Source organism: Citrobacter sp. BIDMC107, from assembly GCF_001037575.1.
Lineage (GTDB): Bacteria > Pseudomonadota > Gammaproteobacteria > Enterobacterales > Enterobacteriaceae > Citrobacter > Citrobacter freundii.
Map to the genome: position 1 here is coordinate 336,513 of NZ_KQ089849.1, position 22,542 is coordinate 359,054.

At 46.6% G+C, this 22,542-nt stretch carries 24 protein-coding genes and 2 pseudogenes; 18 read left to right on the forward strand and 8 right to left on the reverse strand.

Going from position 1 to position 22,542, the window contains the following annotated elements; all coding sequences use genetic code 11:
• The first annotated feature begins 48 nt into the window (after positions 1-48).
• Positions 49-846 carry a YdcF family protein gene (locus SK39_RS22470; protein WP_171278978.1) on the forward strand — a complete coding sequence of 266 codons (798 nt, stop codon included), beginning with the start codon at positions 49-51 and terminating at the stop codon, positions 844-846.
• Between the two features lie 199 nt (positions 847-1,045).
• Positions 1,046-2,485 carry an aldehyde dehydrogenase gene (aldA, locus tag SK39_RS22475; RefSeq protein WP_044710833.1) on the forward strand — a complete coding sequence of 480 codons (1,440 nt, stop codon included), beginning with the start codon at positions 1,046-1,048 and terminating at the stop codon, positions 2,483-2,485.
• Positions 2,486-2,526: 41 nt separating this feature from the next.
• On the opposite strand, the gene SK39_RS22480 is transcribed toward aldA, so the two are convergent.
• On the reverse strand, positions 2,527-3,453 hold the full coding sequence (locus tag SK39_RS22480) for an alpha/beta hydrolase (protein WP_003020328.1): 927 nt from the start codon (positions 3,451-3,453) through the stop codon (positions 2,527-2,529).
• Between the two features lie 126 nt (positions 3,454-3,579).
• The gene (gene gap, locus SK39_RS22485) at positions 3,580-4,581 is read right to left on the reverse strand and encodes a type I glyceraldehyde-3-phosphate dehydrogenase (protein WP_003020325.1); all 1,002 of its coding nucleotides are present in this window, start codon (positions 4,579-4,581) and stop codon (positions 3,580-3,582) included.
• A gap of 189 nt (positions 4,582-4,770) precedes the next feature.
• Between gap and cybB the strand changes: the two genes are divergently transcribed.
• The 3 genes from cybB to SK39_RS22500 all read left to right on the forward strand — a co-directional run bounded on the left by cybB (position 4,771) and on the right by SK39_RS22500 (position 7,164).
• The gene (cybB, locus tag SK39_RS22490) at positions 4,771-5,301 is read left to right on the forward strand and encodes a cytochrome b561 (protein WP_048217518.1); all 531 of its coding nucleotides are present in this window, start codon (positions 4,771-4,773) and stop codon (positions 5,299-5,301) included.
• Positions 5,302-5,473: 172 nt separating this feature from the next.
• Entirely contained in the window at positions 5,474-5,893 is a 420-nt protein-coding gene (locus tag SK39_RS22495) for a translesion error-prone DNA polymerase V autoproteolytic subunit (RefSeq protein ID WP_003020321.1), read from the forward strand.
• Positions 5,894-5,895: 2 nt separating this feature from the next.
• Positions 5,896-7,164: a Y-family DNA polymerase gene (locus tag SK39_RS22500; RefSeq protein WP_003843755.1), complete on the forward strand. Its 1,269-nt coding sequence runs from the start codon at positions 5,896-5,898 to the stop codon at positions 7,162-7,164.
• A gap of 122 nt (positions 7,165-7,286) precedes the next feature.
• Here the strand turns inward: SK39_RS22500 and fdnI are convergent, their stop codons facing one another.
• From fdnI to fdnG, 3 genes are read right to left on the reverse strand one after another with little or no spacing between them, the layout of a single operon-like run.
• Positions 7,287-7,940 (reverse strand): formate dehydrogenase-N subunit gamma, encoded by a 654-nt coding sequence (fdnI, locus tag SK39_RS22505; RefSeq protein WP_003843753.1) that lies wholly within the window; start codon positions 7,938-7,940, stop codon positions 7,287-7,289.
• Positions 7,933-8,820, reverse strand: a complete 888-nt coding sequence (gene fdxH / locus SK39_RS22510) for a formate dehydrogenase subunit beta (protein ID WP_003020306.1) — start codon at positions 8,818-8,820, stop codon at positions 7,933-7,935. Before fdxH ends, fdnI begins: the two co-directional genes overlap by 8 nt.
• A 12-nt stretch (positions 8,821-8,832) precedes the next feature.
• Positions 8,833-11,883 carry a formate dehydrogenase-N subunit alpha gene (gene fdnG / locus SK39_RS22515; protein ID WP_075261974.1) on the reverse strand — a complete coding sequence of 1,017 codons (3,051 nt, stop codon included), beginning with the start codon at positions 11,881-11,883 and terminating at the stop codon, positions 8,833-8,835.
• 175 nt (positions 11,884-12,058) lie between these two features.
• On the opposite strand from fdnG, the pseudogene SK39_RS27220 reads away from it, so the two are divergent.
• From SK39_RS27220 to SK39_RS22525, 3 genes and pseudogenes are all read left to right on the forward strand, one after another.
• A pseudogene (locus tag SK39_RS27220) lies at positions 12,059-12,234 on the forward strand (DUF4113 domain-containing protein); the annotation flags it as partial.
• Positions 12,235-12,409: 175 nt separating this feature from the next.
• Entirely contained in the window at positions 12,410-13,009 is a 600-nt protein-coding gene (gene rclC, locus SK39_RS22520; protein WP_048217567.1) for a reactive chlorine resistance membrane protein RclC, read from the forward strand.
• A gap of 124 nt (positions 13,010-13,133) precedes the next feature.
• Positions 13,134-13,502: a DUF302 domain-containing protein gene (locus SK39_RS22525; protein WP_048217568.1), complete on the forward strand. Its 369-nt coding sequence runs from the start codon at positions 13,134-13,136 to the stop codon at positions 13,500-13,502.
• A 248-nt stretch (positions 13,503-13,750) separates the two neighbouring features.
• On the opposite strand, the gene SK39_RS22530 is transcribed toward SK39_RS22525, so the two are convergent.
• The 3 genes from SK39_RS22530 to SK39_RS22540 all read right to left on the reverse strand — a co-directional run bounded on the left by SK39_RS22530 (position 13,751) and on the right by SK39_RS22540 (position 15,996).
• Complete coding sequence (locus tag SK39_RS22530) at positions 13,751-14,623, reverse strand: Kiwa anti-phage protein KwaB-like domain-containing protein (RefSeq protein WP_048217519.1); 873 nt, start codon at positions 14,621-14,623, stop codon at positions 13,751-13,753.
• Between the two features lie 2 nt (positions 14,624-14,625).
• Positions 14,626-15,141 (reverse strand): hypothetical protein, encoded by a 516-nt coding sequence (locus SK39_RS22535; protein WP_048217520.1) that lies wholly within the window; start codon positions 15,139-15,141, stop codon positions 14,626-14,628.
• Between the two features lie 216 nt (positions 15,142-15,357).
• Entirely contained in the window at positions 15,358-15,996 is a 639-nt protein-coding gene (locus SK39_RS22540; protein ID WP_075261975.1) for a site-specific integrase, read from the reverse strand.
• A gap of 280 nt (positions 15,997-16,276) precedes the next feature.
• On the opposite strand from SK39_RS22540, the gene SK39_RS22545 reads away from it, so the two are divergent.
• The 10 genes and pseudogenes from SK39_RS22545 to SK39_RS22590 all read left to right on the forward strand — a co-directional run bounded on the left by SK39_RS22545 (position 16,277) and on the right by SK39_RS22590 (position 22,538).
• A complete protein-coding gene (locus SK39_RS22545) occupies positions 16,277-17,296 on the forward strand; it encodes a phosphoribosyltransferase-like protein (RefSeq protein ID WP_048217522.1) in 1,020 nt (339 codons plus the stop codon).
• A 2-nt stretch (positions 17,297-17,298) separates the two neighbouring features.
• Entirely contained in the window at positions 17,299-17,910 is a 612-nt protein-coding gene (locus tag SK39_RS22550) for an NADAR family protein (RefSeq protein WP_048217523.1), read from the forward strand.
• Between the two features lie 121 nt (positions 17,911-18,031).
• On the forward strand, positions 18,032-18,307 hold the full coding sequence (locus SK39_RS22555) for a hypothetical protein (RefSeq protein ID WP_048217524.1): 276 nt from the start codon (positions 18,032-18,034) through the stop codon (positions 18,305-18,307).
• 497 nt (positions 18,308-18,804) lie between these two features.
• Positions 18,805-19,005: a hypothetical protein gene (locus SK39_RS22560; RefSeq protein WP_048217525.1), complete on the forward strand. Its 201-nt coding sequence runs from the start codon at positions 18,805-18,807 to the stop codon at positions 19,003-19,005.
• A gap of 2 nt (positions 19,006-19,007) precedes the next feature.
• Positions 19,008-19,478, forward strand: coding sequence for a DUF1367 family protein (locus SK39_RS26450; protein WP_231593831.1), 471 nt, complete (start codon positions 19,008-19,010; stop codon positions 19,476-19,478).
• Entirely contained in the window at positions 19,475-19,774 is a 300-nt protein-coding gene (locus SK39_RS22570; RefSeq protein ID WP_048217526.1) for a DUF1364 domain-containing protein, read from the forward strand. The genes SK39_RS26450 and SK39_RS22570 overlap by 4 nt, the downstream gene beginning before the upstream one ends.
• Positions 19,771-20,375 (forward strand): annotated as a pseudogene (locus SK39_RS22575) (hypothetical protein). The gene SK39_RS22570 and the pseudogene SK39_RS22575 overlap by 4 nt, the downstream one beginning before the upstream one ends.
• 107 nt (positions 20,376-20,482) lie before the next feature.
• Positions 20,483-20,818 (forward strand): YecR family lipoprotein, encoded by a 336-nt coding sequence (yecR, locus tag SK39_RS22580; RefSeq protein ID WP_048217527.1) that lies wholly within the window; start codon positions 20,483-20,485, stop codon positions 20,816-20,818.
• Positions 20,819-21,184: 366 nt separating this feature from the next.
• A complete protein-coding gene (locus tag SK39_RS22585) occupies positions 21,185-22,033 on the forward strand; it encodes a hypothetical protein (RefSeq protein ID WP_048217528.1) in 849 nt (282 codons plus the stop codon).
• 163 nt (positions 22,034-22,196) lie between these two features.
• Positions 22,197-22,538, forward strand: a complete 342-nt coding sequence (locus tag SK39_RS22590) for a hypothetical protein (protein ID WP_048217529.1) — start codon at positions 22,197-22,199, stop codon at positions 22,536-22,538.
• Positions 22,539-22,542 lie beyond the last annotated feature (4 nt).

Below are 22,542 nucleotides of genomic sequence, written 5' to 3' on the forward strand. Positions count from 1 at the left end.
AGCCGCCATCCGGCATCTGTATCCGGTAAAGAACAAACTCCAGGAGTCATGAACATGAGACAGTTTCCGCCACTTTCCGCCACCACCCTTGCGGCGATTAACACCGTGGGGCAATGGCTGGCGCAAAATGATTTCGCTGAAAATATCACGGTGCAGACAGATTGCGTGATTCTGGCCGGGAACGCAGTGATCCCGACCATCGATGCAGCCTGTCGGATAGCGAAAGAGCAACAGGTTCCCTTGCTGATTAGCGGCGGTATCGGTCACTCAACGACCTTTCTGTATGCCGCCATCGCAGAGCATCCACGCTACCACACGATTCGTACCACTGGTCGCGCGGAAGCGGCGATCCTTGCCGATATCGCGCACCAGTTCTGGCACATTCCTGGTGAGAAGATTTGGGTAGAGGATCAGTCCACCAACTGTGGGGAGAACGCCCGGTTTAGCTGTGCGTTACTGCGTCAGGCGACCCAAACCATGGGGACCGTCATTGTGGTGCAAGACCCTACCATGCAGCGCCGTACCATGGCGACATTTGAACGCGTCACGCGTGACGACCCTCAGGCCCCACGCTGGATCAGTTTCCCCGGTTTTGTCCCCGAGTTGATTGAGCAGGGCGACGGCGTGGATTTTGCCCCGACCGCCGAAGGTCTGTGGTCGGTGGATCGTTACCTGTCTCTCATTACCGGTGAGCTTCCGCGCCTGCGTGATGATGCAACCGGCTACGGGCCTTGCGGCCGCGATTTTATCGCCCATGTTGATATTCCTCAGGACGTTGAGCAAGCCTGGCAGCAGCTAAAAAATGATACCGCGCTGACCGACTTACTTGAGAGCCGTTCTCTGTAATCCCTTCTGCCCGTTTGTCGGCGTTTTACGGCAAACGGGCAGAAAGCCCACCCGTTTTTTCTCTTCATAATCACTTTGCCAGGCGCTTTTATGAAGCAGTTCACAGAACCGCCACTCCAGCGATAATGCGCCATGCATGATTGATATTAATTAACAATAGTTTTACTTGTTGAAAACAAATCAATCACAGGAGAGCCGCATGTCAGTACCCGTACAACATCCTATGTATATCGATGGGCAGTTTGTGACTTGGCACGATGACGCCTGGATTGATGTCGTCAATCCGGCCACGGAAGAGATTATCTCGCGTATTCCCGATGGGCGTGCCGAAGACGCACGTAAAGCGATCGATGCCGCGGATCGCGCTCAGCCGCAATGGGAAGCGTTGCCTGCCATTGAACGGGCAAACTGGTTACGCAAAATTTCTGCGGGTATCCGCCAGCGAGCCGATGAAATCAGCGCGTTGATTGTGGCGGAAGGTGGAAAAATTCGACAACTGGCTGACGTTGAAGTCGCGTTTACCGCCGACTATATCGATTACATGGCGGAATGGGCGCGTCGCTATGAAGGCGAGATCCTGCAAAGCGATCGCCCGGGTGAGAATATTCTGCTGTTTAAGCGTGCACTGGGCGTGACGACGGGCATTCTGCCGTGGAACTTCCCGTTTTTCCTGATTGCCCGCAAACTGGCTCCCGCCTTGCTGACGGGGAATACCATTGTCATTAAGCCGAGTGAATTCACACCGAATAACGCCATCGCCTTTGCCAAAATTGTTGATGACATTGGTTTACCGCGCGGGGTCTTTAATCTGGTGCTGGGACGCGGTGAAACGGTCGGTCAGGAGCTGGCCGGAAACCCGAAGGTGGCGATGGTGAGTATGACCGGCAGCGTCGGCGCGGGCGAAAAAATTATGGCTGCAGCGGCCAAAAACATCACTAAAGTTTGTCTGGAGTTGGGTGGTAAAGCTCCGGCTATCGTGATGGACGATGCTGACCTTGAGCTGGCGGTGAAGGCCATTGTTGACTCGCGGGTGATCAATACCGGACAGGTATGCAACTGTGCTGAGCGCGTATACGTTCAGAAAGGTATCTATGACCAGTTCGTTAATCGTTTGGGTGAGGCGATGAAAGCCGTGCAGTTTGGCAATCCGGCCGAACGCAATGACATTGCGATGGGGCCGCTGATTAACGCCGCTGCGCTGGATCGTGTGGAGCAGAAAGTCGCACGAGCGGTGCAGGAAGGGGCCAGAGTGGTGCTGGGCGGTAAGGCTGTTGTCGGCAAAGGTTATTACTACCCGCCGACGTTACTGTTAGACGTGCGCCAGGAGATGGCGATTATGCACGAGGAGACGTTTGGTCCGGTGCTGCCAGTGGTAGCGTTTGATACGCTGGAACAGGCGTTGACAATGGCCAATGACAGCGACTACGGTCTGACCTCATCGATCTATACGCAGAATCTGAATACGGCAATGAAGGCGATTAAGGGGCTGAAGTTTGGCGAAACCTATATTAATCGTGAAAACTTCGAGGCGATGCAGGGCTTCCACGCTGGCTGGCGTAAGTCCGGGATTGGCGGGGCTGATGGTAAACATGGTCTGAACGAATACCTGCAAACGCAAGTGGTGTATCTGCAGTCCTAAGTTTTTCGCCGGGTGAGTCTGTACGCCACCCGGCGCAATCTTCACACTTTAGTGGCTACCCAGTTCATCATCATTTCCGGCCAGATTGCCAGCGGTAACCCTTGCGCATCACGAATACCAAATCCGTGCTTACCGCGTTCAAACAGATGCATTTCGACCGGAACGCCCTGCTCACGTAGCGCATTAAAGAAGACCAGGCTGTTTTCTACCTTCACCGCCGGATCGTCAATGGCGTGTAGCAGGAATGTCGGCGGCGTTGTGCTATCCACGCGTTCTTCCAGAGAATAGTGGCGCAGATCTTCCTTTTCGGGCTTAGCGCCAACCAGCTCAAGACGAGATCCCGGGTGACCGATGTCTTCGCGCAGAGTGACAACCGGGTACACCAGTGCCATAAACGCAGGGCGCGCAGGTTGCTCGTCTACGTTATCTATCGGCGTATAAACCGTTTCAGCAAACCGGGTTCCCAGACTGGCGGCCACGTGACCACCGGAAGAGAAGCCCAACACACCGATACGATCAGGGTTAATTTTCCATTCATGGGCGTTGGCGCGAATGTAGCGCATGGCGCGCTGGGCATCGGCCAGCGGCGCGTTTGCGCCTTCCTCATGGCCATCACCCGGCATGCGGTAGGTCATCACAAACAGGGTATAACCGCGAGCGTTAAAGAACGGTGCCAGTACGCTGCCTTCTTTATCCACCACCACGCGACGATAAGAGCCGCCTGGCGTGACAAGGATCCCTATGCCGTTAGGTTTTGCGGGGGCATAAACGGTAATTTCCGGGGCGCGAATACCGGTGACCGCACGATCATACTGAGATGTTCCTGTATGTCGGGGTTCAGGCGTAAACACCGCATCGCTGTTTTTTGCTCCGGGGGCTTCACCCTGCGGCCAGAATGAGACGGTGGTGGCCTTAGCAACGGCTTGCTCCATCATGTTTTCTAACGTTTCACGACTCAGTGCTTCCATTACTATGCTCCCTCAGTGGCAAAGGTTAGCTATAGCACAGTCAGTGAATCGAAAACGGGGAGAGACTCACAACGTATTGAATTCGCGGGAAATGAAAGAGGGCGGAGGCGAGCCTCCGCCAGAACATTAGAGCTTGATAAATTTATCCAGTGTACGAATAAGTTGGGTGACAAAACCGTATTCGTTATCGTACCAGGCGACTGTTTTTACCAGTTGCAGATCGCCCACTTCGGTAATTTCGGTTTGTGTCGCATCAAATACCGAACCGAAATGCGAGCCAATGACATCTGACGAGACGATTTCCTCATCGGTATAACCAAATGACTCATTGTCTTGCGTGGCTTTTTTCAGCGCGTTGTTGACCTCTTCAGCAGTGACTTTTTTCCCCAATACCGATACCAGTTCCGTGACGGATCCTGTTTTCACCGGAACACGCTGGGCGTGGCCTTTTAATTTTCCGCTCAATGCCGGAATGACCAGACCAATGGCTTTGGCGGCTCCGGTGGTATGGGGAATGATATTCTCCGCTGCTGCCCGTGAGGCGCGCAGATCTTTCCCGCGAGGTCCATCAACCAGCGACTGCGTTCCCGTGTAGGCGTGGATGGTGGTCATGGTGCCAAGTTGAATACCGAAGCTGTCGTGCAGGGCTTTCGCCATCGGTGCGAGGCAGTTAGTGGTGCACGATGCGACCGAGATAATCCGATCGTTCGCATCCATTGTATCGTCGTTGACGTTAAAGACGATGGTTTTCATATCGCCAGCCGGGGCGGATATCAGCACTTTTTTGGCCCCTGCATCCAGGTGCGCGTTGGCTTTTTCTGTCGAGGTATAAAAACCGGTGCATTCGATGATTATCTCAGCGCCAGTCGTTTTCCACGGAATATTTTTGGCCTCTTTTTCTGCGTAAACCGCGATTTTTTTACCGTCGACAATCAGCGCGTCTTCGGTAAAGTCGATGCTCCAGGGAAACGGGCCGTAGTTTGAATCGTGCTTTAACAGATAGGCGAGAATTTTGGGCGAGGTGAGGTCATTAATGGCCACAACCTCCACGTTGCTTTTGACTTCCAGTAGTCGACGCAATACCAGACGACCGATACGACCAAAACCGTTAATGCCAATTTTACTCATGGTTTTCTCCTGTCAGAATGAGGCGGTACGACATATTTTCCCTACCAGGCTTAGTCCAGACAGGCATCCTCGGCAATAGCGGTTCTTGCGGTTAAGCGTAAGCGACTGAAAATGGGTGAACAAAAGTTAATGAATTTTTAACAAAAGCCCGTTATGTTGACGCATTATTGTTTTTATTCAGGAAGTGTTATGGGGAATAAGTATTCTGGCCTGCAAATCGGTATTCACTGGCTGGTCTTTTTGTTGGTTATTGTGGCGTACAGCGCCATGGAGTTTCGCGGATTTTTCCCGCGCAGCTATCGCCCCTTGTTCAACATGGTGCACGTATCCTGCGGTATCACTATTTTAACGCTGATGGTGGCGCGTCTGCTGGTCAGGCTGAAATACCCGGCTCCGCCGATTGTGCCAAAACCGAAGCCGATGATGACCGGAATGGCGCATCTGGGGCATCTGGTTATCTATCTGTTGTTTATTGTCCTGCCGATTATTGGGCTGGTGATGATGTACAACCGGGGTAACCCGTGGATTGCATTCGGCATCGTTATGCCGCATGCGGCAGAGGCCAACTTTGATTTAGTGGATATGCTGAAGTCCTGGCACGTGAGGCTGGCAAACCTGGGTTATTTTGTTATTGCTCTGCATGCTGCTGCTGCCCTGATGCATCACTATTTCTGGAAGGACAATACGTTGTTGCGCATGATGCCGCGAAAACGCTCCTGAGGTAATGCCCCGCAAATGTGGGGCATTTTTTTAGCCGATTATTTTTCCAGACATCATAAAAGCTTATCGACAAGATGGTTAAACAACGCTCAATTCGCCACACTTGTCACTTGATCACTGTCTTCATTAAAACTACTGTATATAAATACAGTTATATGAGAGGCAGATTATTATGTTGTTTTTCCAGCCAGTTGAACACCGCGAAATCAAACACTTCCCGCTATTTAGCGATCTCGTGCCCTGCGGTTTTCCCTCTCCTGCGCAGGATTACGTTGAGAAACGTATCGATCTCAACGATCTGTTGGTGCAGCATCCCAGTGCAACCTATTTTGTTAAATCGTCTGGCGACTCCATGATGGGGGCAGGGATCGGTGCTGGCGACTTGCTGGTAGTCGACAGTGCCAGAAAAGCGGCCCACGGAGACATTGTGGTTGCTGCTATTGAAGGCGAATTCACCGTTAAGCGCCTGCAATTGCATCCGGTGGTGATGTTGAAGCCAGAGAACAGCGCCTACGCGCCGATCATGATCGGCAGCGAGGACACGCTGGATATATTTGGCGTGGTGACATTCATCATTAAATCTGCGGGCTGATTATGTTTGCGCTGGTGGATGTTAATTCATTTTATGCCAGCTGTGAGTCGGCATTCCGGCCCGATCTTAAGGGCAAACCCGTTGTCGTTCTTTCAAATAACGATGGCTGTGTCATTGCCAGTAGCGCGGAGGCAAAAGCGCTTGGCGTTAATATGGGCGCGCCATACTTCAAACAGAAAGATCTGTTCAGGCGCTATGGCGTGTTCTGTTTTAGTTCGAACTACGAATTGTATGCGGATATGAGCAGCAGGGTGATGTCGATTCTGGAGGAGCTGTCGCCGCGCGTGGAGATGTACAGTATTGATGAAGCCTTTTGCGATTTAACGGGCGTGCGAAACTGCCGGGATCTGACGGATTTTGGTCGGGAAATCAGAGCAACCATTTTACAAAAAACACGCCTCAAGGTTGGGGTCGGTATCGCCCAGACCAAAACCCTGGCCAAGCTGGCTAACCATGCGGCCAAAAAGTGGCAGGAACAGACTGGCGGGGTGGTGGATCTCTCGAATATTGAGCGCCAGCGTAAGCTGATGACTGCGCTCCCGGTTGATGAAGTCTGGGGTGTCGGACGCCGTATCAGTAAAAAACTTGACGCTATGGGCATTAAAACGGTCTGCGACCTGGCAGATACCGATATTCGCTTTATCCGCAAACATTTCAACGTTGTGCTTGAGCGTACTGTGCGGGAATTGCGCGGTGAACCTTGCCTGGAGCTGGAGGAGTTTGCGCCAGTTAAGCAGGAAATTATCTGCTCAAGATCGTTTGGTGAAAAACTCACGGATTACAACGCGATGCGAGAGGCAATTTGTACCTATGCTTCACGTGCTGCGGAAAAGCTGCGCAGAGAGCACCAGTTCTGCCGGTTTATCTCTACGTTTATCAAAACCAGCCCATTTTCCCTGAATGAACCGTATTACGGTAACAGCGCATCGATAAAACTGCTGACACCAACCCAGGATAGTCGGGAAATTATAAGGGCGGCCACATGTAGCCTGGACGCAATATGGCGAGAGGGGCTACGTTATCAAAAAGCAGGGGTCATGCTGGGCGATTTTTTTAGCTCAGGTGTTGCACAGTTGAATCTTTTTGATGACAACGCTCCACGGCATAACAGCGATAAGCTGATGGCCGTTCTGGATACGCTCAATGCTGAAAAGGGTAAAGGAACGCTCTATTTTGCCGGACAAGGTATACAACAACCGTGGGCGATGAAGCGAGATATGCTCTCACCGCGTTATACCACGAGATACAGTGATTTGCTGCGGGTTGGATAGGGTTTGTTCATTATTGAATGGAGAGCCTTTTATTCGCCTGATAATCAGGTCTTGCAGCGCCGCAGTATATCACTGGGCCATTGAGAGAATAAGACCGCTGAATAACAGCGGCCTTATTGCTTTTATTTAGACTCTAATTCCGGTGCTTTTTCTTCATTAAGTTCAACCTCACGATACCAGCGAGGATGGTGTTTCTTCGCCCAGCGTCGACTCACTTTCCCTTCGATCATCCCTTTAATTGAACCTTTTACCCAAAACGCCATGTACATATGGATCAGAATGGCGTGGATCAGCACAATGGCTGCTGTCGCGTGGATTAACAAACTCCAACGAACAATGTTAATTGAGAAATAATGGGCAAAGTAGGGCCTCCAGATAATAACGCCGGTAATCAGTAATACCAGAATTAGACTCATGATGCTCCAGAACATCATTTTCTGCCCTGCGTTGTATTTCCCCACATCAGCGACTTTATGCTCATTGCCTTTAAGTACCTCAACGATCCCTTTAATCCAGGGAAGGTCCTGTTTATCGGGAATGTTGTGGTGTACAAAACGGACGAACATAAACATCAGCACGATGAAAATCATCACCCCGAAAAACGGATGTAGAATTCGCCCCATTTGCGGTGTACCGAAAGTTTCGGTGAGCCATTGCAACGTCGGGAAGAACAGCGCAATACCGGAAAGCGACACCAGGAAGAAACTTATTACCACCGTCCAGTGACAAGCACGGTCGATGAATTTGGTGCGTAGAATCATTTTGCTTTTACTCATGACCGTTCTCCTCTTCATCATCATCCGTCTCTTTGTTTGGGCCGACTCCCACGTAGTGGTAAATCAGCCCGGCAAAGGTGGCGATAAATCCGGCGGCGGAGAGTGGTTTTAAAATCCCCTTCCAGAGGTTCACTGGTGCGGCGATTTTTGGCTCATCCGGCAGATTGTGGTACAGCGATGGTTGATCCGCGTGATGAAGTACATACATCACGTGGGTGCCGCCGACCCCTTGTGGGTTGTAGATGCCCGCATTGGCATAGCCGCGTTTTTTCAACTGCGCCACGCGAGTTTCCGCTACATTGAGCATCTCTTTTTTGGTGCCAAACTGGATAGCGCCGGTCGGACAAGTTTTCACGCAGGCCGGTTCCTGGCCCACGCTGACCCGGTCAACACACAGCGTACATTTGTAGACCCGGTTATCTTCGGGATTAAGTCGCGGAATATTGAACGGGCAGCCAGCAATGCAGTAGCCACAGCCAATACAGTGCTCGGACTGAAAGTCGACAATCCCGTTGGCATACTGAATGATTGCTCCAGCGGATGGACAGGCTTTCAAACAGCCGGGATCGGCGCAGTGCATGCAGCCGTCTTTGCGGATCAGCCATTCCAGCTTGTCGTTCTGGGTGGTTTCGCTAAAGCGCATCACCGTCCAGGACTTAGCGCTGAGATCGGTCGGGTTGTCGTAGACGCCGTTGCAGTAGCCCACTTCATCGCGAATATCGTTCCACTCTGAGCAGGCGACCTGACAGCCTTTACAGCCAATACAGGTAGTGACATCAATTAATTTTGCCACTTCTGCACGGTAATCCCGCGCCTGGGGCGGCGGCGTGATGCTGTTCGTCGCCGAGCGTTTAATAATATCTTGTGATTGCATAGCCATGAGTTCCCTTCCTTACGCTCGCTCGATGTTGACCAGAAACGCTTTATACTCCGGTGTTTGCGAGTTCGCGTCACCCACCGATGGCGTTAACGTATTGGCGAGGAACCCTTTGCGTGTGGCGCCTTCAAAGCCCCAGTGACAAGGGATACCGATAGTATCGACCTGCTTACCATCGATAGTCAGCGTTTGCAGACGTTTGGTGACCACCGCCTTCGCTTTGATAAAGCCGCGTTTCGACATCACTTTCACCGTATCACCTGCCGCAATGCCTTTTTTGCTCGCCAGCGCCTCACCGATTTCGATGAATTGATCGGGTTGAGCAATGGCGTTGAGCAGCGCATGTTTGGTCCAGTGGCGGAACAGTTCGGTAATGGAGTAAGTTGTGGCGACGTACGGGAAGGCATCCGCTTTACCCATATTGGCGATATCGTCATGGTAGATACGCGCAACTGGGCTGGATACAACATCCGGGTGCAGCGGGTTGGTACCAATAGGCGACTCAATGGGTTCGTAATGTTCCGGGAATGGCCCGTCGTTCATTTTGTCGATGGAGAACAGACGCGCTACGCCTTCCGGGTTCATGATAAACGGACCAACGTTGCTGCCCGGTGCGGCCTGGCCGTAGTCGGCTACGTCCATACCGGCCCATTTTTTGCCATTCCAATGCAGCAGGGTTCGTTTGGGATCCCACGGTTTTCCTGATGGATCGGCCGAAGCGCGATTGTAGAGAATACGGCGGTTGGCAGGCCATGACCACGCCCAGCCCGGTGTGCAGCCCAGACCATACGGATCGCTGTTGTCGCGATTGGCCATCTGGTTGCCTTGTTCTGTCCAGCTTCCGCAGTAGACCCAGCAGAAACTGCTGGTCGAGCCGTCATCGCGCAACTGTGCAAAGCTGCTGAGCTGCTGGCCTTTTTTGGCTATAAGCTGGCCTTTGTCATCATAAAGGTCTTCAAGCGCCTGGCCATTTGCTTCACGCGCAATCTCTTCTGGGTGTGGGTCGTAGGGATCTTTATAATTCCAGGCAATATTCAACAAGGGTTGCGGATTCGCTCCACCTTCCTGTTGATACAACTCGCGCAGCCGCATAAACAGGCGACCGAGGATCTTCCCGTCATGTAAGGCTTCACCTGGTGGTTCTGCCGCAGCCCAGTGCCATTGCAACCAACGCCCGGAGTTAGCGATTGAACCATTTTCTTCAGCAAAGCAGGAAGAGGGCAGACGGAAAACTTCGGTCTGAATATCTGCCGGGTTTACATCGTTCATCTCGCCATGATTTTGCCAAAAATTGGACGACTCAGTGACCAGCGGATCGATAACCACCATATATTTCAGTTTTGAAAGCGCGCGAGTTGATTTGTTTTTATCCGGAAACGCCGCCAGCGGATTGAAGCCCTGAACGATGTAACCATTAATCTTCCCTTCGAGCATCAATTCAGCCTGGGTCATTACGTCATACAGGCGATCCCATTTAGGTAGCCAGTCGTAGCCCCAGTTATTTTCCACTGTTGCATTGTCGCCCCAGAAACTTTTCATCATGCTAACAAAGAACTTCGGCGTATTTTGCCAGTAATTGACCTCATTCACGCCTAGCGCAGGCGGCGTGATTTGCGAAATATAGGTCTGGTAGTCAGGCTGTTTTTCCGACGGCAGCGGCATATAGCCCGGCAGGTTCGTCGACAACAAGCCAAGATCGGTATAGCCCTGAATATTGGAGTGGCCACGTAAGGCGTTAACGCCACCGCCCGCCATGCCTATATTGCCCAGTAGCAACTGGAGCATAGCGGCGGCGCGGATAATCTGTGCCCCGGCGGAGTGGTGTGTCCAACCCAGCGCATACAGAATAGTAGCGGTGCGGTCAGGCACGCTGGTGCTGGCGAGAATTTCGCAGATACGATTGAAATCTGCCACTGAGGTCCCACACAACCGGTTAACCATTTCTGGCGTATAGCGGTCGACGTGGGCTTTCAGCAAATTCCACACGCAGCGTGGGTGAGACAATGTTTCATCACGCAGGGCATTACCCTGTTCGTCAAGCTGATAGAGCCAGCTCGATTTATCGTACTGGCGTTTTTTGTCGTCATAGCCACTGAACAAGCCGTCGTCGAACTGATAGTCATCACGGATAATCAGGCTGGCGTTGGTGTAATGGCGCACATAGTCGTGCTGCACCTGGTTGTTTTCCAGCAGATAACGGATTACACCGAGCAGGAATGCGGTGTCGGAACCCGCGCGTATTGGCGCATACAGATCGGCGACGGCGGCGCTACGGTTAAAACGCGGGTCGACAACCACCACGGTGGCGTCGTTTTTAGTTTGCGCTTCGACTACCCATTTAAAGCCTACCGGATGTGCCTCAGCGGCATTACCGCCCATAATAAGCACTACGTTGGCATTTTTAATATCGACCCAGTTGTTGGTCATCGCACCACGTCCAAACGTTGGTGCAAGAGCAGCAACGGTGGGGCCATGACATAACCGTGCTTGACAGTCGATAGCGACCATACCTAGTCCGCGAGCAAATTTACCGTCGAGGATCCCGGTTTCATTACTTGCCGCTGAGGAGCATAGCATGCCCGTGGTGGACCATCGGTTGACGGTAACGCCCTGGGCATTTTTCTCAATAAAGTTGGCATCGCGGTCATCTTTCATAAGTCGGGCAATACGATTAATCGCATCATCCCAGCTAATACGCTGCCATTTATCCGAACCCGGTGCACGATATTCGGGATACTGCAGACGGGTTTCACTATGAATATAATCCAGCACGCCAGCGCCTTTAGGGCACAACGATCCACGGCTCACCGGATGATCCGGATCGCCCTCAATATGGTAGATACTTTCTTTGACGTTTTTGGCTGTATCGCCAAGGCTGTACATCAGCATGCCGCAGCCTACTGAGCAGTACGTACAGTTATTACGTGTCTCTTTTGCTTTTAAGAGTTTGTATTGACGGGTTTCCGCGTGAACGGAAAAAGATGATAAAAATCCGAGAGATGCAACAGTTGTTCCTGCCATACCGCCCGCGCAGATTCGAAAGAACTGCCTCCGGCTGAGCTCCATTTTTTTCTCCAGCTTAAACTTAAGACATGAAAAAGTATGGTTATTGTAAGGTTAAATTGTTTTATAAACCATTAACTTTTAGTGGTTATTGACGTGAGAGAATATTAATGCTGTAAGCCTGGGTTATGGATTGGTAAAAATTGATCATGTCAGGTTGGTTGCCGATACGTACGGCGAACTGAATCTTTTTGACGACAACCTAACGCTGTGGCGTAACAGCGATAAACTGATGGAGGTATCTGGGAAAAGGGTAAAGGAACGCTCTACTTTGTCGGACAAGGGATACAGCAACCGTGGGCGATGAAGAGAGACATGCTTTCACCACGTTATACAACGATTTGCTACGAGTAGTTTGATAGCCAAACTGAAAACAAGGAGTTCATTCCACTCAACCGAACTTATCCATAGTCTATATTTTGACCTTCCCAGACGATCAAACAAAAATTATAGATTCCTGAACATATAGGCATATAAATAACAAGGTTATAAAGGTCGTGATTTCTACAACACAGGACCTCTGGATATGATGGATAAACTATACCAATATGTTTCAACGAAAGAAAACGTGGGAATAAATCTTTGTCGCATTTCTATTGCCATTGTATTTATGTGGATAGGATTGTTGAAGTTCATTCCCTATGAAGCAGATAGCATCGTTCCTTTTGTAGCTAATAGCCCATTTATGTCTTTCTTTTATAACGATCCGAGTAATTATACTCAGTTCATGAACCATGAAGGCGAATTAATAGAGGCTAACCGCGCATGGCATCATGCGAATAATACTTATGGGTACTCTACCGGACTTGGTATTGTTGAAGTCATTTTTTCATTATTAATTCTTGCTCATTATGTATCACCAAAAATCGGCTTTTGGGGGGCAACACTTGCCTTCTTAACTCCTTTTGTCACTCTGACATTCCTGATATTTACACCAGAAACATGGGTAAGTGGCCAGGATTCTCACACCGGGTTTCCCTATCTTTCTGGCGCCGGGCGACTGGTCTTAAAAGACACGATAATGATGGCTGCGGGTCTTATTGCGATGGTGCATTCTGCCAAGTGTATCCTTGCACTGAATCAGAACGAGAGAGATTATACCGGCAAAGTATCCGCTGGTCTTAGATAGCTTTCCAGACTATCGTTAAATTAAGGATGTTGTGATGCTTCGGTCTCTAAAAAATATATTTATCACAGTTGCACTGTATCTGCTTATGACGGTAACCAGTCATGCTGCCAACACCGGGAATACCATGATCAAAACGTATAGTACTTATAATTACCAGCAGACCAGAGAGCATCTCATTGCTGCCATTGAGAGTCATAATCTTGTTTTTTTTGGAGAATTTGATCATGCGAAAGAGGCTAAAAATGCTGGACTAACCATGTTACCCACAACCGTCATTATTTTTGGCAATCCTAAAGGTGGCACATCATTAATGCAGGCATATCCTGATATGGCGCTCGACCTTCCCTTTAGAGTATTGATTCGGGAAGAGTCGGATGGACGTGTAGTCGTTGGATATCATCCGGTTGAGATATTACAGACTTATGGACCAGATACTGCGGCAATTCAACCCTTAAAAAATCTGGAAAAATTAGTTCAGAAAGCCATTCAGTGACCTGGCGACCAGGGCTCATCTGACGAGGCCTGGTCGTAACCCCCTCATTAAATAGATGTTAGTTTTTTACAATTACATAAAAATTCTGATAGTATACCCCCCTATAGTATAGGGTTATGTATTTATCTAATTGATAGTTAAGGCTTTATTATGGTGTGCACTGCATCAGGGGGCGTAATGGGGGCAAGTGAAATTTCAGTTCTTGCCCTATATGATAGCTTTCGTGTAGAAACACCAAGAATAATATCCTAAATAATCCGTGTCTTGGAGTTAGAGCGATACTTAACACCATTTATTGCTGATATATAGATATCTGAGTCAAGGAAGCTAAGTAATAATTTTATATCTCTTTTGTTGTTTGGGAGTTTTATTTTGTCTTTTTCTTCAAAACGCATAATATCTAGTGGATGATTTAACACACTTGCAGCTTCTTGCAAGGTCGCTATTGTATGTTCTTTTAAAACGCCAGACATGTTAAGTAAAGTAACCTTCCTGCGTATAACAGTATCGTCAAAATCAGAAAGTTTGAACCCATTTTCACAATGAAATACATCACTTTCTTGAAACGCATCGAGTTCACTATCAGTAGCGGATCGATAATATTCATCCATATTGAATATACGTCTGAGGTTATTGAAATTTCTGAATAATAATATGTTACTGTCTATTATTGCTGTTAATTTTGGCCCAATAGTTAAACCGTTGTGCTCAGGGGCTGAAAATGTTTTTGTATTATCGAAAAAGAAAAAACTATTTGTAGCTGTTATCACTTGTCCTTTATCAAACTTTTGAATGTAAATGCGCTGACCATCTGTAGAACCTGTAAATAGAGCTTTAATTTTGTCTAGCCCAATATCATTAATATCTAAGGCTGTAATTGCTTTAGGAGAGATAAGGGCTTCTCCTAATGGTATATGTTGCTTAAAGCCAGGTATGATAAAATGTTCATTTTTATCAAGCTTATAGTCGGCAGAGTAATCCATCGGGTCAGGAGATGTTTCATAAAATGCTGCTATCATTTTCTCGAAAATCTGGTTAACTGTGTCCGACGTTTTTTTGTCCAAACATATTTTAACAACATCAGGAGTAATATCATCTTCTGTAAGGGCAAATAGTTCCATAATTAAACCTTTATGAATGTATGATCAGTAAGCTGTACAACCTTTAATCCTTTAACATTACCTTTTTGCAATGCCTTCTTAGATATTAAAACAAAAGAAACATTTGTATCATCTTCTGCCTCATAAAATTTATACCCTAAGAAAGATAAGATGGGATTAAAAGAGTAACTACCAGAAAAACCTATATAAACAAATAAACTGATATAGAAAAACACTGCCAACCAAATATTTTCAATCAGTTTATCATCAGTAATTAGAGGGAATAAATATGCTAGGAAATAATTAGTGATCTCCTTATTTGCAGGAGTAAGAGATGTTAAGTTAACATGGGTTTCGCTTACTCTTTTCTTAGCGATATGTAATGTCAACCAGCATAGCAAAAAACTTAAAATTGCCAGACTAAGACTAAAAAAACAATAAACCTTGCTTCCGTTAAGCCAAGCAACAAATGATAGCGTAATGCATACAGGGGCAACAGCGCTGGCTGTAAGTATATATTTTGCGATAAAGCTCAGCATAGAACCCTCCTTGCACTGTGTTTGTATACAGTATACGCATTTCCTTTTCAACTAGTAACCTTTAGTTTTGTAATTTACGGTTTTAACATGATTCTACCTAAGATTCAATCACATGGCCCAATATCTGAGGGTATTACAATTAACCCTATGGAGCAATGATGAACGGTTACAGTAGTGATAACTGGGCTGTATGATGAAGTTTGAGAGTTTATGTTTTTACAGACCTTCTTTTTGTATACTTGAATTCGATTTAAAACCCAGTTTCTCGTTCAGCATCTCCACCTGCTCTCCATCGAGTTCTTTAATCCACGACGAGTACACCCGGTAAACCATTTGGGCGTCCTCATGCCCCAACTGACTGGCGATGAATGACGGGTTAGCGCCTGCGGATAATGCCCAGCACGCGTAAGTGTGGCGCGTCTGATAGGGTGTTCTGCGGCGAATTCCGGCCTTTTTAACAGCGGCATCCCATCGATCACTTATCGACTGATTAGAAAAATATTTACCCGGTACTTTTTGTTTTAGCCCTGGCAGGAATACAAACTTGTGCTGTTGCGTTTCGCTGCTGCCGTACTCCCTGAAATGCTGAATAATATCTGTTCCCTCGCGATGGCCGGTGATGAGGTACTGCGCACGTAACACATCGAGAGCCGGAGCCAGCAGGGTGATCTCCCGATCTCCCGCTAGGGTTTTAGGTGGAACAAAATCCCCGAGCTTAGTCAGATTTCGCTGAACGTGTACAGTACCGGAAACCAGATCGACGTCATCCCACGACAGCGCAGCCAATTCACCGTGGCGTAGTCCGGTATTGATTGCGAATTGCCACATATTCCGGTCCTGTCCGCTATTAGACAAAATGTCCCTTGATTGTACATTAACTGCAAGATGAGCTTAAGATAAATGTAAATGATATAGTGTCGAAAATATATCAATGCATCTCTATATATCAGTTTATGTGATTATGTGAATAAAAAGCTTATGTTGCAACAGCATTTATTTATGAATAAAATAAATAATGTGATGCGTGTCTATATATTGCTATTGTTTTTGATTTGTAAATAATTTGTTTTGTCATTATTATGGTGGGGTAAACATCATACAGATTGTACGCTTCTCGAAAGAAAAAGGGAATTGCATGTCTATTTCGTTATTAACCGATGACCAAGTAATAAAACAGATTGCAGAAAAATTAGCCGATTATAAACATGTTCCAGCGATGGGAATGTGCTCTCAGCATGTAAAGAAATGGATCACCCAATTTCATGAAAGTGATAGGAGGTTCATTCTTGACGAAACTATTAGACTATTGGATATTGGTTATCTTTCTGAAGATAATTATAAGCATATATTAAAAGCAATAGCTGAATCTCGAGCTAATGTACCGTTCTTTAGAGAGTCATGCTTTTTAAATATTCAAAAGCAAGGTTCTAGCCAGAGTGAACTCATTAAGTCACTTAGTGATTTAGTTAGTGTTAAATTTAATGTTGTGACGAGGGAGTCAGAACGAGAATATGTAAGAAAGTTTAAGAGTTTTGTTTATATCGATGATGTGTCATTTTCTGGAAACAAAGCAATTACTGATTTGGCATGGTTAATAGATAGTTATGATCTCAGCAATATCAACGTAAGTGTTTATTTTTTTGCATCCCACACTTATGCCGATTACCACATTAAAAATAGAATTGAAAGTATCTTTTCCAATAGGAATATCAATGTTGTTATAAAAACCGGGAGCATGAGAAACGTTGAGAATAGAGTAAGTTACTCTTCAAGTTCAGGGGTTTTTTGGCCTAGGGATTATAGTGTTAATATACCTAGTGAATTTGCTGACTCCGAAATTTATACTGGCACATTAAGAACAGGCTATTCTCAAAACAAAAATTTTCAAGACGAGTCGACAAGAGATCGTTTAGAGGCCATACTAACAAAAGTTGGTTTTGACATATTGCTGAAAAGCAAGTCTCCAAGTGATGTTCTTAAACCACTTGGATTTTCAACTTTTAAGGGTGTAGGTTTTGGCGGTACAACATTTACTTACCGAAACTGTCCAAACAATACACCTTTAGCATTTTGGTGGGGTGATTATGAACTCACAGGTACATCTGCTTTAGACTGTTGGTATCCACTAATGAAACGTATCGTGTATAATCAGTAACTATGACTTATAGACTCTACTCTCACGATAATACAATTTTTTTCAGGAAAACCACCGAGAAATGGGGGGGGCTATCCAATATGGCCAAAGGATACCCACTCTTTTTGAATGATATCCCCATTCAGTCTAGCGAAATCCTCTACCAGGCATGCCGCTACCCTGATTACCCTGATATACAGAAGTTAATCATAACTCAGGGGAATCCTTATGAGGCAAAGCAAACGGCTAGGTCGTTTGAATCTAAAACGCGAAATGGTTGGGAAAAAAATCGTGTTTCGATTATGAAATGGTGCGTTTGCGTAAAACTTTGCCAGAACTGGGATACGTTCTTTGCATTGTTAGATAGTACTGGCGACTATGACATCGTTGAACACTCTGAGAAAGATCAATTCTGGGGCGCAAGTAAAGATCCGGAAGGTAACTTTTATGGTATGAATGTGTTAGGAAGAATTCTCATGGATGCAAGAGGAATGGCCAGGAAGAAGGGGATGAAAGGGTTTACAACGATTCCTCCATTACGCTTGGACAATTTTCTTCTCCTTGGTGAGAAAATTCGGGATGTAACATATGTCACACCACAACCTAAAACAGGGCAAAGCTTATCTCTGTTTTAGGTAGTTCAGATATTATCGATGGATAAGTCAAAATCAGCCCACTACGGCGGGTTTTCAGTTTGGTTTTCTTTCTCATAATATTCGTGGATTTGAGATCATTTCCCTTACCAATGAGGGTGATATGCAAGACTATATTATTTTCGGTCATGGTTATGAAGGCGAAGTCAGAGAGTATGACGATAATCTTGATGTCATCAGGGTTGTGTCAAAGCCCGTATTGATAAAGGCCGGTGATCCTACGCCAGCTAGTGCTGTACTGAGATCTTTCAATCTTCAGGTAGTTGTTATGCCTTGTCACGGAAAGTTTTATAATGTAGCCGCAGAAAGTTTGCCTACAGAAGACGAATTGAAAATAGCAATCATGCAAGAGAATCCATCTCCAGTACCTCAGAGGTAATTTAATTTTATAAGGTATTAATTGGAGATGGTTTTAATGTCAAAATATCTTATCTGAACCAAATAAAAACCCCGGCATATGCCGGGGGAATTATCAGGATTTTTCTTCGCAATTACATACCGAAATAGGGAACACTCGGGAGTTTTTAGGGTGAATGATGTAACTTTCCTGCGATCTGACCCATTAAACATGAGGCCGCGTCCCTGTGTCGGGAGCACTTAACTATATAAACCAACATGAAATGACTCGCTTCGCAGGTTTTCCATTTTGGGACTATCTACAGTGTTTAAAATGTAGCACTTATACATAAATCAACAAGTTAGCAACATTTCTTAATGATTTGTTTTTTATATTGTTCGCATACGATTAATAATTAATTAAATATAATTTAAGTAAAATTATAACCAATATTAATCTTTTTTAATTTATCCTAGGGTCTCTTACCTATATATACTTTTTTTATATACAGTTATTAATCCTGATGGATGGGAGGTTGTATGCATATTTCAGATAACCTCGTACCCGGTGCCGCTAACCATACCGGGGCTGTGCTGGTCTACGTTGAGCAGGGATGCGTACTCGGTGGTTTTGTTTTGATGGTTGACGAATTTGTCACGTCAATTTCAGCGCTTGAGGAAACAAGAAAGCTGGCAGGATTAACCCCGACATCTTTTAGCCGTTCGCAAACTGATTTATAATAATCACCGCAGGACTAAACAAAAAACTCTTCTCACTCCTTCAGCTCGGTTTTGAATACTGGACTCCGTCCGGTGGTTCTATTACTGCCGCTGAAAAATCCTATCTGAGCGGATACGTCCGCTACCTGATTGCCCTGGCTGGCTATGCTGAATTCATAGAGGAAACGGCAGAAATCTACGCTCAACGCGTGGCATCACGCCGCGTGAATGGCACCGCACTTACTAAATCATTCGAATCGTACCGGAAGTGGGCGACAGTTGAAGCCGGGTTCTATGACGAATTTATCCTCCCTGATAACACTCGCCGTCGTGAGGCGCGTTCTATCTCGTTCGCAAAAATGGGCGAGGATGAATTTAACGAGCTGTATAAAGCCGTCCTCAATGTGCTGTGGAACCATATCCTTTATCGCTCATTCAAGGACGCTGTCAAGGCCGAAAACGCTGCCGCCCAATTGCTGGAGTATGCAGCATGAAAAAGATCGATCTACGTAAACAAGCCCGTGGCCGCGAATGCACCGTTCGCATCCCCGGTCACTGTAATTTCAATCCTGAAACCAGCGTGCTGGCTCATTATCGCCTAGCAGGAACGTGTGGAGCTGCCTGTAAGCCGGACGATATGCAGGGCGCTATTGCTTGTGACGGCTGCCATGGTGTTATAGACGGACGAGTTAAAACCAAAGAGTACAGCTACGAGGAATTGCGCCTCATGCATGCTGAGGGCGTATTCAGAACGTTGGAGATATGGCGGCGGGAGGGGTTTATTCGATGAGCTCACTACGTCAAAGAAGGGCGCACCAATCTGCGCTGGAGCATGCAGCCACTGCGCCGAATAAACGCTGGCTTGGCAAATCAACACTACTCACTGGTATTCAGTCAGCCTGGATCAAATCACTGCTCTGTGTTTGGGGAGAAAGTATTCGCGGCGGAATAGCGCCAAGAACACCGACAACCCACGCTTGCTGGCGGTCGCTAAAGGGCATGCACTGGTCTGATGCCGCGCTCGAACGTTTTACAGAGGCGCTGAATCAGGCGAGAGATGAGGGGTTTAAAGGCGAGCTGGCATTAAAGCGCGCTCACGCGATTCTCTGGCCAAAACAGCCTGCCTGCATCATCGACGAAGCTATAACGAACGATGATGCAGATTTTATGGAGCGGTGTGTGCTGGAGGCGTTCGAAACAACGGATCCGGTTTACGTGATCGGGGTCAGGTACTATACGACGAGAAAAAAATCTCGGATCTGACCCGGGATATTCAGCAGATTGCCCCCTGGCTGACGCTGGACGAGGCAAGAAAGCGAGTGCGCTGGTGTGTTGAGATATTCAGGGCGCGCGTTTATCTGGAGGCACGCCGTCAGTTACGCACTGATTAAGCGAAGTCACGATCCGGGTAAACGTATTCCTAAAAGACCGTACTGGCAGTATGTTTCCATACTGCCATAGCGCATCATGAAAAAACCTCTAAGGAATAGGGTTTAACATGAAAAAAATAACATTGTGTTGTTTGTGTGTTCTGGCGCTATCCGGCTGCACTGTTCAAAAACAGATGACGCCTGTCGGTGGAAGCAAAGCTGACGGGACAATTAGAATGGGCTATCACATTGGCGATAGCTACGGCGCGTTTGAAAAAGCGAATGTAGATTTGATGCAGGGGCAATCGCTGGCCGCGCAAAAATGCAGGGTTTGGGGGTACGACGGTGCTGAGGCTTTTGGCGGGCAAACGTCACAATGTACAGACCCTAGCCCAATGGGGTGCAGACAAGCGGACGTGTACATTGAGTATCAATGTACAGGGGGTAAAGCCTCGCAGAATTAATACTATGGGACGGCCTGAACCAGATGGCGATACCCCAAATTAGCTAGAAGTGCTTATTAGTGAAAAAACCGTTGAAAACGGGCCAGTAAAGTGAATAATTTATCTATGCTTGGCAGAGCTGCGCCACGATGGCAGCGACGAAAAGCGAACAATCTGAACATAACGAGAACTCCGCCAGCGCGGGGTTTTTGCTTTCCGGCGATCCGACAGGGGTATTCGCGAACGTGCTACGGCACAGTACCCCTGTTAGATCGTCAAACTGCAATTAGCACGCAAAATCCAAAGAATCATAAGTTTCAAAATTTCAAGTACATGATTTAAATGCTATATTGAAATTCATCGTATACCTAATGAATAGGACTAAGTATGTCGTGGCAGGGCGTGCCGTTCAAACTTTTAGAAGCCGGTAATGTTGACCAGTTATTTTTGAAATTATCTTCTTTACCTAAGCTCACTATTGATACCCCAACAGATTACAACCAACTAGCCCTCACTGTTGGTGCTACTTTCTTGGGGGGTATTATTCCCGCTTTAATTGCTTGGCGAACGTTCCATGTGAACGCTAAAAACGTCAAGAAAGAACGTCAGGAACAGCAGAAATTTCTACAGGCTGAGCGAGCAAAACAACACATTTTTATGATGGGAGAAAGGTCTTCACAGTTTTCCTCGTTAAAAGAAGATCGCGAATTACAGACTTCTATTGCTCAAAAAACAATTAATGCTCAAGTTATTTCTTCGAATAGACAAAATTGGATTAATGAATTAAGGTTGAATTCAGCAGATTTTTGTGCGCTTGCATTTAATCATTACAATATAAAAGTTGATTATTTGCTTTCTCTTCATAAACACCAAGACACAACAAAGGATTTCGAAAGCTCTGCTCACCCGGAAACAATGTTCGAAATATGTAAAGAAGCTAATGCAGAGTTTTCAAATGCGCTGGATGAACTTAGAAAATCGCAAAACAAAATTGATAAAACGGCCTTCCTAATTCTTTTAAGTCTTAATCATGATGAAAAAGAAACGCAGGAGGTTGATTCCTTAATTCGTTTTATTAATATGACTGCCGATGAATTAGTTGTGGATGTTGATAGTGGCCAAATAAAAAACTCTAAAGACACCTATGTTAAGCTAATTAAATTGACCGATAAATTCATGGCGGTAATAAGGAGTATTCTAAAACGAGAATGGAATAGGGTGAAGCTATGTGAGTAAAAATGTGTATTCCAATATATTACAGCGTAATAAGTAAGTGTGTGGCCCATAAATGGCCTCATAATCCCTAGATTTTTTCTACACTCATAAAAACAATAAGTTAGTTAATTTTTTCTTATTTATGGTTTATATAATGCCGCATATACCAAGTTGGTGGGGATTTATGTTGGAGCTGTACCGCTCGCATAAAACCTCGTTTGATATTTTTCTGTTGGTTGTATTGGGTGTAATCGTTCGGTTTTTTTATTGGGGCGGTAGGCTCAGGGAATGTTGTGGTGACGTCTTGATCGGAACCGTGATCATGACGTTTGCAGCGGCGCACCTCCCAAACGTAACAGTGACCATCCCACAACTAGGGGTTGTCACGTTAAGCCACAGCGAGATCGCATTTGTGATTGGCATGTTGGGTTACAAGGGGATTAAGGCTGTTATTTTTTGGGGATTGAAAAACCGGTTCGGCATCGATTTGCGCGAGCGAATAGCGCAACGAAAAAGTAGCAACTAACCAG

What these genes read in the sequence shown, in the direction of transcription:
- SK39_RS22560 (WP_048217525.1), top strand. Translation starts at nt 18,805, where the DNA reads ATGCATATTTCAGATAACCTCGTACCCGGTGCCGCTAACCATACCGGG.
- rclC (WP_048217567.1), top strand. Translation starts at nt 12,410, where the DNA reads ATGGATAAACTATACCAATATGTTTCAACGAAAGAAAACGTGGGAATA.
- SK39_RS22470 (WP_171278978.1), top strand. Translation starts at nt 49, where the DNA reads ATGAACATGAGACAGTTTCCGCCACTTTCCGCCACCACCCTTGCGGCG.
- SK39_RS22550 (WP_048217523.1), top strand. Translation starts at nt 17,299, where the DNA reads ATGACTTATAGACTCTACTCTCACGATAATACAATTTTTTTCAGGAAA.
- SK39_RS22525 (WP_048217568.1), top strand. Translation starts at nt 13,134, where the DNA reads ATGATCAAAACGTATAGTACTTATAATTACCAGCAGACCAGAGAGCAT.
- gap (WP_003020325.1), bottom strand. Translation starts at nt 4,581, where the DNA reads ATGAGTAAAATTGGCATTAACGGTTTTGGTCGTATCGGTCGTCTGGTA.
- SK39_RS22500 (WP_003843755.1), top strand. Translation starts at nt 5,896, where the DNA reads ATGTTTGCGCTGGTGGATGTTAATTCATTTTATGCCAGCTGTGAGTCG.
- aldA (WP_044710833.1), top strand. Translation starts at nt 1,046, where the DNA reads ATGTCAGTACCCGTACAACATCCTATGTATATCGATGGGCAGTTTGTG.
- SK39_RS22585 (WP_048217528.1), top strand. Translation starts at nt 21,185, where the DNA reads ATGTCGTGGCAGGGCGTGCCGTTCAAACTTTTAGAAGCCGGTAATGTT.
- yecR (WP_048217527.1), top strand. Translation starts at nt 20,483, where the DNA reads ATGAAAAAAATAACATTGTGTTGTTTGTGTGTTCTGGCGCTATCCGGC.
- SK39_RS22535 (WP_048217520.1), bottom strand. Translation starts at nt 15,141, where the DNA reads ATGCTGAGCTTTATCGCAAAATATATACTTACAGCCAGCGCTGTTGCC.
- fdnG (WP_075261974.1), bottom strand. Translation starts at nt 11,883, where the DNA reads ATGGAGCTCAGCCGGAGGCAGTTCTTTCGAATCTGCGCGGGCGGTATG.
- SK39_RS22570 (WP_048217526.1), top strand. Translation starts at nt 19,475, where the DNA reads ATGAAAAAGATCGATCTACGTAAACAAGCCCGTGGCCGCGAATGCACC.
- SK39_RS22555 (WP_048217524.1), top strand. Translation starts at nt 18,032, where the DNA reads ATGCAAGACTATATTATTTTCGGTCATGGTTATGAAGGCGAAGTCAGA.
- fdxH (WP_003020306.1), bottom strand. Translation starts at nt 8,820, where the DNA reads ATGGCTATGCAATCACAAGATATTATTAAACGCTCGGCGACGAACAGC.
- cybB (WP_048217518.1), top strand. Translation starts at nt 4,771, where the DNA reads ATGGGGAATAAGTATTCTGGCCTGCAAATCGGTATTCACTGGCTGGTC.
- SK39_RS22590 (WP_048217529.1), top strand. Translation starts at nt 22,197, where the DNA reads ATGTTGGAGCTGTACCGCTCGCATAAAACCTCGTTTGATATTTTTCTG.
- SK39_RS22480 (WP_003020328.1), bottom strand. Translation starts at nt 3,453, where the DNA reads ATGGAAGCACTGAGTCGTGAAACGTTAGAAAACATGATGGAGCAAGCC.
- fdnI (WP_003843753.1), bottom strand. Translation starts at nt 7,940, where the DNA reads ATGAGTAAAAGCAAAATGATTCTACGCACCAAATTCATCGACCGTGCT.
- SK39_RS22530 (WP_048217519.1), bottom strand. Translation starts at nt 14,623, where the DNA reads ATGGAACTATTTGCCCTTACAGAAGATGATATTACTCCTGATGTTGTT.
- SK39_RS22495 (WP_003020321.1), top strand. Translation starts at nt 5,474, where the DNA reads ATGTTGTTTTTCCAGCCAGTTGAACACCGCGAAATCAAACACTTCCCG.
- SK39_RS22545 (WP_048217522.1), top strand. Translation starts at nt 16,277, where the DNA reads ATGTCTATTTCGTTATTAACCGATGACCAAGTAATAAAACAGATTGCA.